Origin of the sequence: Pseudomonas sp. QE6 (assembly GCF_041379005.1) — a bacterium.
Classification (GTDB): domain Bacteria; phylum Pseudomonadota; class Gammaproteobacteria; order Pseudomonadales; family Pseudomonadaceae; genus Pseudomonas.
Window position 1 is genome coordinate 1,941,616 of sequence record NZ_CP166873.1, and the last position, 11,467, is coordinate 1,953,082.

Below are 11,467 nucleotides of genomic sequence, written 5' to 3' on the forward strand. Positions count from 1 at the left end.
GGGTTTTCCGCCGGGCCGATGATGAAATCGGCACAGCGGTGTCTTTCGATCAGCTCGGTGTCGGGCGGTTTGGCAGGTGCTCGTAGAGCGTGCGGCAGACGCCATTGATGTGTTCTTCCAGCAGCCGCGCCGCCAGCTCGCCGTCGCCGGCGCGGCAGGCGTCGAGAATGTCGTGGTGCTCGTGGTCGGCGCGCTCCTTGCCCGCGGACAGGCTCATCTGCATCCGCAGGTAGCGTTCGAGCTTGTCGTGGATCGAGCGGATCAGGCCGACGAGGTACGGCCGCTGCGCTGGCTCGTAGAGGCAGGCATGCAGCTCCCAGTTCAGCTCGGCCCAGCGGCCCACGTCATCCTCGCCGACGAACTCGGCACAGATGCGCTCGGCGCGCTCGAAGGTCTCCGCGGTCATGTTCGGCACCGCCAGGCGGATCGCCTGGGCTTCGAGGATCACCCGTACCTCGAACATCTGCGCCAGTTCCGGCTCGGAAATCTTCGTCACCAGCGCGCCCTTGTTGCGCTGGAATTCCACCAGGCCCTCGGCCTCCAGGCGCTTGAGCGCCTCGCGCACGGGAATCTTGCTGACGTTGAACACCTGGGCGATATCGTCCTGGCGGATCGGCTCGTTTTCCGGCAATTGACCGGAAATGATCGCCTCCCGCAAATGCTTGGCGATGATCTCCGAGGCGGAAGGAACGATGCCCAGGTTGGGCGCGTTGCGCAGGGGTAGCGTCACGAGGCGCTCCGATCAGGTGGATAGTGTCGAATATTGTATACGAAACGACCAGGGCACAGGGAGGGCCCGCTGATCGGGCGCTTCACGCCAATGGACACGCAAAGCGCGTGCCCGGTAACAGGGATCAGTTGCGGCGGTCGACGATATAGCGGGCCAGCGCGCGCAGCGGCTCGGCGGAGTCGCCGAAGCCTTCCAGCGCGGCCAGCGCCTGGTCGCGCAGGGTCAGGGCATACGCCTTGGCGGCGTCGAGGCCGAGCAGGGCGGGGTAGGTGGGCTTGTCGTGGGCCTGGTCCTTGCCCTGGGTCTTGCCGAGGGTGGTGGTGTCGCTTTCCACGTCGAGGATGTCGTCCTGCACCTGGAAGGCCAGGCCGATGGCTTCGGCATAGCGGCGCAGCGCTTCCAGATCGGCAGCGCCGGCACGGCCGCTGGCCAGGGCGCCGAGTTGCACGCTGGCCTCGATCAGCGCGCCGGTCTTGTGCCGGTGCATGGTTTCCAGAGCCGCCTGGTCGATCTTGCGGCCCACGGATTCCAGGTCGATCGCCTGTCCGCCGACCATCCCGGCGGAGCCGGCGGCGCGCGTCAGGATCAACAGCATGTCCAGGCGGGTCTGGGCGTCCTGCGGATTGAGGTCGGCGTTACCGATCACCTCAAAGGCCAGAGTCTGCAGACCGTCGCCCGCGAGAATCGCGCAGGCTTCGTCGAAGGCGATATGGGTGGTCGGCTGTCCACGACGCAGGTCGTCGTCGTCCATCGCCGGCAGGTCGTCGTGCACCAGGGAGTAGGCGTGGATCAGCTCCACCGCACAGGCCGCGCCATCGGCGCGCGCAAGCTCGCCACCCAGCGCCTCGCAGGCCGCGTAGGCCAGCAGCGGGCGCACGCGCTTGCCGCCGTTGACCACGCTGTAGCGCATGGCGGCATAGATGCGGGTGAGCTCTTCACGGGGGGCGACGAACAGGGTTTCCAGCGCAGCATCGACACGCGCCTGGCAGCGCGCCTGGTAGGCAGAAATCATGCGTCTTCGCCTTCCGGATCGAAGGGCGCTTCGCTCAACTCGCCGTCGCGCTCCAGCAGGATCTGCACCTTCTGCTCCGCCTGGGTCAGCGCCGCCTGGCAATCACGGGTCAGGCGAATGCCCTGCTCGAAGGCACCCAGCGAATCCTCCAGCGACAACTCGCCGCTTTCCAGACGCTCCACCAGCGTTTGCAGTTCGGCGAGGGACTGTTCGAAGTCAAGGGAAGCTTTCTTGCGGGCCATGCGGACATCTCGGCGGGGTATTCGGAAACCTCGGGACACTAGCAGAGACGGGGATTGCGGGCAAATGCCATGGTCTCCGCCCAGCGCTACCTGTGCCGCTGGAGCTGGATACAGAGGGCTAGGGCAGCCAGCAGTAGGGCAGTGTTTCATGGCAGCGGGAATCGCCCGATCCTTGACGCTATGGATGACACTGGCGCGATGGTTGGTGATCGGTGGCGAGGCTTTTCGCGGGCATTAAAAAAGCCGGCTTGTGGCCGGCTTTCAGGGGGTGGTCCAACCTTACTTCTGGTAAAGCAGACCGCCTTGATTCTGTGGCGACGCAGTGAGCTGCTCGCGGGGCGCAGATAGTAGCAAAGCCGGAACGAAAAGCCTAATCCCGGTCATGAAAAAGCCCCGCCTGGGCGGGGCTTTTCGCTGCGCGGATAATCCGCGCGACCATCACTTGGCCTGGAAGGCGGCGACGGCTTTGGTGATGTAGTCGTGAGCTTGTGCGGCGTTGCCCCAGCCCTCGACCTTCACCCACTTGCCCTTTTCGAGATCCTTGTAGTTCTCGAAGAAGTGCTTGATCTGCTCCAGCAGCAGGGCCGGCAGGTCGGTGTATTCCTTCACGTCCTTGTACAGGACGGTCAGCTTGTCGTGCGGTACGGCGATCAGCTTGGCGTCGCCGCCGGCTTCGTCGCTCATGTTCAGCACGCCAACCGGACGGGCGCGGATCACGGAGCCCGGAGCGACCGGGTAGGGGGTCACGACCAGCACGTCCAGGGGGTCACCGTCGTCGGCCAGGGTGTTCGGGATGAAGCCGTAGTTGGCCGGGTAGAACATCGGGGTGGCCATGAAACGGTCGACGAACAGGCAGTCGGTGTCCTTGTCGATTTCGTACTTGATCGGCGCGTGGTTGGCCGGGATCTCGATGGCGACGTAAATGTCGTTCGGCAGGTCTTTGCCAGCCGGGATGCTGCTGTAGCTCATGGACGACTCCAGATAATGGTCGGGCCGAAAAAGTGCGGCGGATTATAGGCAGATTGCCGTGTCCAAGCCACAGACATCGCCTAGTGCGCCTGAGTTTCCTGATATTCGGGGTGCTCGGCCTGAAGCAGGTGCAGGCGCGAAAGCGGATCTTGCCGGTAGAACAGCGAAAGCTGTTCATAGACTTTGGGATAGGCCTCCTGAAGGAGGTCGGGGGCAGTGAAGAAGTACTCGCTGGTGACGGCGAAGAATTCCGCCGGATTCTCGGCCGCATAGGGGTCGATGGCGGTATGCGCCTGCGGATCGCGGTCGAGCTGGCGGTTCATGTCGTCGTAGGCGCTCTGCATGGCGGAGGCCCAGTCGGTGACGCGCATGTCGCGGTGCAGCGGCGGCAGGCCGTTGGCGTCGCCGTTGAGCATGTCCAGCTTGTGCGCCAGTTCGTGGATCACCAGGTTGTAGGCGTCCCAGCCGCCGCCGCTTTCCACGCCAGGCCAGGCAAGGATCACCGGGCCTTGCAGCGAGGTTTCGCCGGCGCGCTCGTCGTCAAATTCGTGGATGACGCCGGCCGGGTCGCGGTGCTTCTGCGGGCTGACGAAGTCGTCGGGATAGAGCACCAGTTCGTGGAAGCCCTGGTACCAGTTCAGCTCCGGCAGATGCAGCAGCGGCAGTTGCGCCTGGGCGGCGAGCAGCAGGCGACGGAAGTCGTCCAGTTCGACGCCGGGCAGGGCGGAGAGGTGTTTGTCGCGCAGGAACAGCAACGCCCGCTCGCCGAGCAGGCGCAGTTCGTCATCGTTCAGGCCATCGAGGATCGGCAGGTGCCGGCGTACCTGCGCCCACAGCTGCGCATCCAGCGGATGGCGGGCGAGGAAGCGCCGGCGGCGCCAGTCGCTGAAGGACCACATGGGTGGCTCAGCGCTCGCCGGTCTGGGCCTTGGCCGACGGGCGCAGCTTGTGGCGGATGACGCCGATGATCATGGGCAGCAGGGAGAAGGCGATGATGCCGATGATCATCAGCGAGAGGTTCTGCTTGATGAACGGCACGTTGCCGAAGAAGTAGCCCAGGGTCACCAGGCCGCCGACCCAGGCCACGCTGCCGGCCACGCTGAAGGCCAGGAAGCGCAGATAAGGCATGTACGCCATGCCGGCGACGAAGGGCGCGAAGGTGCGCACGATGGGCAGGAAGCGCGCCAGGGTCACGGTCTTGCCGCCATGGCGCTCGTAGAAGGCGTGGGTCTGGTCCAGGTAGTCGCGGCGGAAGACCTTGGAGTCCGGGTTGCTGAACAGGCGTTTGCCCAGGGTTCGCCCGATCACGTAGTTGGTGCTGTCGCCGGTGATGGCCGCAACCAGCAGCAGGCTGCCGAGCAGCCAGGGGTCCATGCCGCCGGTGGCGCAGATGGCGCCGGCGATGAAGAGCAGCGAATCGCCCGGCAGGAAGGGCGTTACGACCAGGCCGGTCTCGCAGAAAATCACCAGGAAGAGGATGGCGTAAATCCAGGTGCCGTAGTTGGCCACCAGCATCGACAGGTAGGTGTCGAGGTGGAGAATCAGGTCGATCGGGTTGAAATCCATGAGAAGCCTGTTTTGACAGCGGGGGTGAACGGCCAGGGTGCGCATTATAGGGACGGTTGCGCGCCGGGAACGCTGTTCATCGCGTCCTGCGACGAACGTCAACTCAGGATATTACAGGTGGAAGGTGAAAATTCGGTTGGGGTGATGGCTGAAATGCCCTGTGACAAATGGGGCGGTCCGCCTCGTTTGGCGACAGACCCGCGTCAGAGCAGGCTCGCCTGCCAGCTCAGCAGCTCAGGCCTGGGGGCGCCGCCGAAGTGCTGCGCAGGCGCGGTGGCGGGCCTTGGCAACTGTTTGGCGACGGGATGGTTCGCCACGTCCCGTGAGTGCATGGCGGTTTCCAGGTGCGCCTCGGCGATCAGTTGCTGCAGGCGCCCGCTGCGGCGCAGGGTGCGCAGGCTGCGGTCGAGGCTGGCCGCCAGCTCCTCGCCATCGGCGCGCTTTCTGGGGACCAGGACGTAGAGCGGCTTGATGTCCAGCGGCGGCTCCACGAAGACCAGCTGGTCGCGCAGCGCCGGGGCGTTCTGGGCGAGCAGCTGATAGCCGGTATAGCGGTCCGCCACCGCCAGGTCGATGCGTCCGCGCAGGAGTTTTTCCAGGTTCTGCCAGTCGTTGCTGACCACTTCCTTGTTGAGGAAGTCGGCGGCGTCGAAGGCGCTCTGGTTGACGTAGCCGCGCACCACGCCGATGCGATAGGGGCGCAGGCTGTCGAGATCGCCGGGAACGATCGGCAACGCATGGTCGCGGCGGCGGAAGAAGCCGAGCTGGGAGTCCAGCAGTGGCATCGAGGTGTAGAAATCACGACTGCGGTCGGCGGAGAGGTAGGCCGGCATCAGCGCGTCGAAACGGCCTTCGCGGGTTTCGTTGAGTGCCCGCTGCCAGGGCAGGAAGATCAGTTCGGCCCGGTCGCCATTGAGCGCCAGGGCCTCGTCGAGAATGCGGGCGGCAAGGCCGTGCCCGGGCAGGTCGGGGCCGACATAGGGGGCCCAGTCCAGCGTGGCGATGCGCAGGGTCTGCGCCTGGCCGGCGGAGCACAGGAGCGCGAGGAGGAGGCTGGCGAGCAGGGGACGACGCATGGCTTCCCTTTGCTGGTGAGGATGGCGAGGCGATGGCCGGTCATCACTCTAGTGCGCCCGGCCCGCCGACGCCAGCGGGCCTCGGGGCCGCCGTCAGGTCAGGTCGTCGCTGATCGGCAGGATGTAGTTCTTGAACTCGGTGTCCTCGTGGAAGCCGATGGACTCGTAGACCTTCTGCGCCACTTCGTTGTTGACGCTGGTGGAGACGCGCATGCGCACCGCCTGGGTCTCGCGGGCCATCTGTCGCGCGGTCTGCAGCAGGTGGTCGGCCACCAGTTGGCGGCGCGCTTCCTCGGCGACGTAGATGTCGTTGAGGATCCATACGCGCTTGAGGGACAGGGAGGAATAGCTCGGGTAGAGCTGGCAGAAGCCCAGCAGCTTGCCGTCATCGTCGTCCGGCAGAGCCAGGTAGATCACCGATTCCTTGCGGCGCAGGCGCTTTTCCAGGAATTTCCGCGAGGATTCGGGGTAGGGCAGCTTGCCGTAGAACTCACGGTATTTGACGAACAGCGGCGCGAGCAGATCGAGGTGGTCGAGCGTGGCTTGCACGATACGCATGGGCGGGCCTCGGCGTGGTGTGAATGGGCTGGTATGGCAATGCAGGGGCTATGCCAGCGGATAGCCAGCGGTCCGATGCTGCACCAGAAATTGTTGAAAGCGCAATCCAAGCAAGCGTTTGATCTGGTGTGTTTGGCGGACCATTCCCAGCCGTGTGTGGGCATGAGCTTGCTCGCGAAGGTTTGCGGGGTGGTGACAGTGCGTCGATGTGCTGGTGGTGGGCAAGGGCTGTAGGAGCGAGCTTGCTCGCGAACCGCAAGGCACCGAGTTCCCCCGGCTGGAGGGTTCGCGAGCAAGCTCGCTCCTACGAAGAGCCGTTCATGTCGGCTGTCGCAGGGCTTCAGGTCAGCAGGAAATTCGCTCCGGGCCCTGTGCCTTCCAGCGTCGGCAGTTCCGCCTCGTCCTTCAGGTTCACTCCTGACAGTTGCCGGCGGCACGCCTCGCGCATCAGGTAGAGCAGGCGGTGGGCGGCCAGGCCGTAGCTCAAGCCTTCGAGCCGCACGTTGGAGATGCAGTTGCGGTAGGCGTCGTTCAGGCCGACCTTCGGCGCCCAGGTGAAGTACAGGCCGAGGCTGTCGGGTGACGACAGGCCCGGACGCTCGCCGATCAGGATGACCACCATCTTCGCCCGCAGCAGTTCGGCCACTTCGTCGGCCACGGCAACGCGCCCCTGCTGTACCAGTGCCACCGGCGAGAGGCTCCAGCCTTCGTTGCGTGCCTGTTCTTCCAGGCGTTCGAGGAAGGGCAGGCTGTGACGTTGCACCGCCAGCGAGGACAGGCCGTCGGCGATCACCACTGCCAGGTCGTAACCCTGGGGATGGCGGTCGGCATGGCGGCGCAGGATTTCCGCCGACTCTTCGTTCAGCCTGCGGCCCAGGTCGGGGCGTTGCAGGTAGATGTCGCGGTCGGCGGCGGCGCTGTGCAGCTGCAGACATTCGAGGCCGCGTTCGGCCAACTGCCGGGCCAGGCCTTCACGGTCGAAGGGCAGGTGCACGGCATCGCGGGCCTGGGCGTGGGCGAACTGGAAGTCCAGCTGTGCGCGGGTTGGCAGGCTGGTGCCGGCGCGGCCCAGGGCGATCCGCGCGGAGGTCAGGCGGCGCAGTTCCTGCCAGGGGTTGGGGATGTAGCTGTCGCTCATCGAGGCCTCCTCAGGACAACTGCGCCAGCGCGTGGCGGAAGGCGGTGGGCAACTGGCCGGCCATGTGTACCCGGCCGTCGCGCTGGTGGAGGATTTCCATGCGTTCCAGCCAGGCTTCGAACTCCGGCGCGGGCCTGAGGCCCAGCACCTGGCGCGCGTAGAGCGCGTCGTGGAAGGAGGTGGTCTGGTAGTTGAGCATCACGTCGTCGGAGCCGGGGATGCCCATGATGAAGTTGATGCCGGCCACGCCCAGCAGGGTCAGGAGCATGTCCATGTCGTCCTGGTCGGCTTCGGCGTGGTTGGTGTAGCAGATGTCGCAACCCATGGGCACACCGAGCAGCTTGGCGCAGAAGTGGTCTTCAAGGCCGGCGCGGATGATCTGCTTGCCGTTGTACAGGTACTCCGGGCCGATGAAACCGACCACGGTGTTCACCAGGAACGGCTTGAAGTGCCGCGCCACCGCATAGGCGCGGGTTTCGCAGGTCTGCTGGTCGACGCCGTGGTGGGCGTTGGCCGACAGCGCGCTGCCCTGGCCGGTCTCGAAGTACATGAGGTTGTCGCCCAGGGTGCCGCGCTTCTGCGACAGCCCCGCCTCGTAGCCTTCCTGGAGGATCGACAGGCTCACGCCGAAGCTGGCGTTGGCCGCCTCGGTGCCGGCGATGGACTGGAACACCAGATCCAGCGGTGCGCCGCGGTTGATCGCCTCGATGGAGCTGGTGACATGGGTGAGCACGCAGGACTGGGTGGGAATCTCGTAGCGCTGGATGATCGCATCGAGCATTTCCAGCAGGGTGCAGATCGATTGCAGGCTGTCGGTGGCCGGGTTGATGCCGAGCATGGCGTCACCGTTGCCGTAGAGCAGGCCGTCGAGCACGCTGGCGGCGATGCCGGCGGGGTCGTCGGTGGGGTGGTTGGGCTGCAGGCGCGTGGACATCCGCCCGCGCAGCCCCATGGTGTTGCGGAAGCGCGTGACCACGCGGATCTTCTGCGCCACCAGCACCAGGTCCTGCACGCGCATGATCTTCGATACCGCGGCTGCCATTTCCGGCGTCAACCCCGGCGCCAGGGCACGCAGGCTGGTTTCGTCGGCCTGCTCGCCCAGCAGCCAGTCGCGCAGGCCGCCCACGGTGAGATGGCTGACCGGCGCGAAGGCCTGGCGGTCGTGGGTGTCGATGATCAGCCGGGTGACCTCGTCGCTCTCGTAGGGGATCAGCGCCTCGTCGAGGAAACGCTTGAGCGGGATGTCGGCCAGCGCCATCTGTGCGGCGACACGCTCGGCGTCGCTGCCGGCGGCGACCCCGGCGAGGCGGTCGCCGGAGCGCGCCGGGCTGGCCTTGGCCATCACCTCGCGCAGGCTGTCGAAGCGCCAGGTCTGGCCTCCGACGCTGTGGGCGAATCCGGACATGGCGCTACTCCTCAACCCTGGCTGGCGAACGACGCGTCGGTGCCGCGATTGAGGCTGACCACGATGCTGCAGCAGGAGATGCCGCCGATCATCAGCACCAGGAACACCGAGGCGATCACGCTATTGAACCAGAGCATAGCGGCCAGGCACAGCAGCGCCAGAGCGAGGGCGATGCCGGGCACGACCGGGTAGCCCGGGGCGCGGAAGCTGCGCTCCAGGTTCGGCTCGCTGCGGCGCAGCTTGAACAGGCTGAACATGCTCATGATGTACATGACGATGGCGCCGAATACGCTCATGGTGATCATCGCAGCGGTCAGGGTCATGCCCTGCAGGCTGACCAGACCGTCGCTGAAGATCGCCGCGATGCCCACCGCGCCGCCGGCGAGGATCGCCCGATGCGGGGTCTGGAAGCGCGAGAGTTTCGCCAGGCCGCGGGGCAGGAAGCCGGCGCGGGCGAGGGCGAAGAACTGCCGCGAGTAGCCCAGGATGATGCCGTGGAAGCTGGCCACCAGGCCGAACAGGCCGATCCAGACCAGCATGTGCATCCAGGTGGAGTCGTTGCCGACCACGGCCTTCATCGCCTGCGGCAGCGGGTCGTTGATGTTCGACAGCGCGCGCCAGTCGCCCACTCCACCGGCGAAGATCATCACGCCGATGGCCAGCGCGACCAGGGTGAGGATGCCGGCGATGTAAGCGCGCGGAATGGTGCGTTTCGGGTCCTTGGCTTCCTCGGCCGCCATGGCCGCGCCCTCGATGGCGAGGAAGAACCAGATGGCGAAGGGGATCGCGGCGAAGATGCCGGCCATCGCCGGGGCGCCGAACACGTCGGAGCCGGCCCAACCGTTGAGTACGAAGTTGCTGAAGCTGAAGCCCGGTGCAACCACGCCCATGAACACCAGCAGCTCGGCCACCGCGAGCACGGTCACCACCAGCTCGAAGGTGGCGGCGATGCTGACGCCGAGGATGTTCAGGGTCATGAAGATCACGTAGGCGCCGGTGGCCGCCCACTTCGGATCGAGCCCGGGGAACTGCACGTTGAGGTAGGCGCCGATGGCCATGGCGATGGCGGGCGGGGCGAAGACGAATTCGATCAGGGTGGCGACGCCGGCGATCATCCCACCGGTCTTGCCGAAGGCGCGCAGGCTGTAGGCGAAGGGACCGCCAGCATGGGGGATGGCGGTGGTCAGCTCGGTGTAGCTGAAGATGAAGCAGGTGTACATTACCGCCACCAGCAGGGTAGTGACGAGGAAGCCCAGGGTACCGGCCGCAGCCCAGCCGTAGCTCCAGCCGAAGTACTCGCCGGAGATCACCAGGCCCACGGCGAGCCCCCAGAGATGCAAGGTTCCAAGCGTCGGTTTTAGTTGTGATGCGCTCATCGTGATTCCTCTTTCCCCTCGGGGCGTGGACGGATACCTGAGCCTCGATGGTAGTGGCGCAAAGCCTCGCGAGACTTGACCGCTGGAACCGGCTTTCGCCGCGCAGGGTCAACTGGCTGTTACCCATCGCCCCACACAGGGCGCAGCGCCCGATGATGGTGCCGAAATCGTGCCAGGTGCCCCAAGCTGTGGCAGCTGCAGGCCAGGCGTGGCGCTGTGTCCGGCGCTTTGGCCAATGCGCGTGAGGCACGGGATTTGCTTTGTATAAAGGTCCCCGTTTTCAGGGGGATCGAGTGCCTTGCGTGTTTCATAACAAGATCGGTAACCGTCATGAGCCAGCCCCTGTTCTCCCATCCCGGCCTGAGCGTGCCTCTGGCCAACAACATCGGCGTGCTGTCCGCTGCGGCCAGCGGCCTGGGTCGCTTCATCGGCGACCAGGGTGGCGACATCGATCGGGTCTTCGGCCGCGCGGGCATCGACCCGGAACGCCTGCTGCATCCCACCCTGAGCCTGGCGCTGACCAACTATTGCCAGGTGCTCGAAGAGGCGGCGCGACAGTCCGGTTGCGACAACTTCGGGCTGCGCTACGGCGAGCAGTTCCGGCCCCGCGAACTGGGGCTGCTGGGCTACGTCGGGCTGTGCTCCGAGACGCTGGAGGACGCGCTGAAGAACTTCTCTGCCGCCTTCCCCTATCACCAGCACGACACCCTGATCCGCCTGGTGGATTGTGGCGAGTGCTACCGCTTCGACTACCAGGTGCGCCATGGCGCCATTCTCGACCGCCGCCAGGATGCCGAGCTGACCCTGGGCATGGCGCTGAACCTGATGCGCCATGTGCTCGGTCCCGAGTGGGCGCCGCGCGCGGTGAGCTTCGAGCATGCGCGCCCCGAAGGCTGGCAGGAGCATGGGCGGGTGTTCGACGCGCCGGTGCTGTTCCAGCGCGGCTGCAATTCCATGCTGATTCCCAAACGCGACCTCTACGGCCGGCAGATGCCGGAGCGCGACGCCAACCTGTTGTTCCTGGTGCAGGACGTGATCCGTCGCCTGGGCGAGCAGGGCGGCGCGCCGAACCTGGTGGAGGATGCCGGCACGCAGATTCGCCTGGCGTTGAGTGAGGGCGAGCCTTCGCTGGAGATCATTGCCGAGCAGCTCGAACTCACCACTGCCGGCCTGCAGCGCCGCCTGCGCGAGGCCGGGCTGAGTTTCAGCCAACTGGTGGAAAACACCCGCCGCGAACTGGCGCTGCACTACATGCGCCAGCGGCAGCGGCCGATCTCCGAGCTCGCGCCGCTGCTGGGGTACTCCGAGACCAGCGCGTTCTCCCGTGCCTTCCGCCGCTGGTTCGGGGTGAGCCCGCGGCAGTGGCGTAGCGACGCGAGCTGATCGGCCGCGATC

The 11,467-nt window shown here is 66.0% G+C and carries 12 protein-coding genes; 1 reads left to right on the plus strand and 11 read right to left on the minus strand.

Features of this window, described 5'->3' with window-relative positions:
* Positions 1 to 49 precede the first annotated feature (49 nt).
* The 11 genes from ACAW63_RS08935 to eat form a co-directional block, all read right to left on the minus strand.
* The gene (locus ACAW63_RS08935) at positions 50 to 718 is read right to left on the minus strand and encodes a GntR family transcriptional regulator (protein WP_275611880.1); all 669 of its coding nucleotides are present in this window, start codon (positions 716 to 718) and stop codon (positions 50 to 52) included.
* 136 nt (positions 719 to 854) lie between these two features.
* Positions 855 to 1,742: a (2E,6E)-farnesyl diphosphate synthase gene (gene ispA / locus ACAW63_RS08940; protein WP_371233114.1), complete on the minus strand. Its 888-nt coding sequence runs from the start codon at positions 1,740 to 1,742 to the stop codon at positions 855 to 857.
* Positions 1,739 to 1,984, minus strand: coding sequence for an exodeoxyribonuclease VII small subunit (locus tag ACAW63_RS08945; RefSeq protein ID WP_024764669.1), 246 nt, complete (start codon positions 1,982 to 1,984; stop codon positions 1,739 to 1,741). Before ACAW63_RS08945 ends, ispA begins: the two co-directional genes overlap by 4 nt.
* 438 nt (positions 1,985 to 2,422) lie before the next feature.
* Entirely contained in the window at positions 2,423 to 2,953 is a 531-nt protein-coding gene (gene ppa, locus ACAW63_RS08950; protein WP_254471204.1) for an inorganic diphosphatase, read from the minus strand.
* Between the two features lie 80 nt (positions 2,954 to 3,033).
* On the minus strand, positions 3,034 to 3,852 hold the full coding sequence (locus ACAW63_RS08955; protein WP_275610158.1) for a zinc-dependent peptidase: 819 nt from the start codon (positions 3,850 to 3,852) through the stop codon (positions 3,034 to 3,036).
* 7 nt (positions 3,853 to 3,859) lie between these two features.
* Positions 3,860 to 4,519, minus strand: a complete 660-nt coding sequence (locus ACAW63_RS08960) for a DedA family protein (RefSeq protein WP_275610159.1) — start codon at positions 4,517 to 4,519, stop codon at positions 3,860 to 3,862.
* Between the two features lie 203 nt (positions 4,520 to 4,722).
* Positions 4,723 to 5,595 (minus strand): substrate-binding periplasmic protein, encoded by an 873-nt coding sequence (locus tag ACAW63_RS08965; RefSeq protein WP_371233116.1) that lies wholly within the window; start codon positions 5,593 to 5,595, stop codon positions 4,723 to 4,725.
* A 93-nt stretch (positions 5,596 to 5,688) separates the two neighbouring features.
* Positions 5,689 to 6,153: an N-acetyltransferase gene (locus ACAW63_RS08970; RefSeq protein WP_275610161.1), complete on the minus strand. Its 465-nt coding sequence runs from the start codon at positions 6,151 to 6,153 to the stop codon at positions 5,689 to 5,691.
* Positions 6,154 to 6,493: 340 nt separating this feature from the next.
* Positions 6,494 to 7,291, minus strand: coding sequence for an ethanolamine ammonia-lyase subunit EutC (gene eutC / locus ACAW63_RS08975; protein ID WP_371233117.1), 798 nt, complete (start codon positions 7,289 to 7,291; stop codon positions 6,494 to 6,496).
* A 10-nt stretch (positions 7,292 to 7,301) separates the two neighbouring features.
* The gene (locus tag ACAW63_RS08980; protein ID WP_371233120.1) at positions 7,302 to 8,696 is read right to left on the minus strand and encodes an ethanolamine ammonia-lyase subunit EutB; all 1,395 of its coding nucleotides are present in this window, start codon (positions 8,694 to 8,696) and stop codon (positions 7,302 to 7,304) included.
* An 11-nt stretch (positions 8,697 to 8,707) separates the two neighbouring features.
* Positions 8,708 to 10,072 carry an ethanolamine permease gene (gene eat, locus ACAW63_RS08985; RefSeq protein ID WP_371233122.1) on the minus strand — a complete coding sequence of 455 codons (1,365 nt, stop codon included), beginning with the start codon at positions 10,070 to 10,072 and terminating at the stop codon, positions 8,708 to 8,710.
* A gap of 330 nt (positions 10,073 to 10,402) precedes the next feature.
* On the opposite strand from eat, the gene ACAW63_RS08990 reads away from it, so the two are divergent.
* Positions 10,403 to 11,455 (plus strand): AraC family transcriptional regulator, encoded by a 1,053-nt coding sequence (locus tag ACAW63_RS08990; RefSeq protein WP_371233123.1) that lies wholly within the window; start codon positions 10,403 to 10,405, stop codon positions 11,453 to 11,455.
* Positions 11,456 to 11,467: the final 12 nt, after the last annotated feature.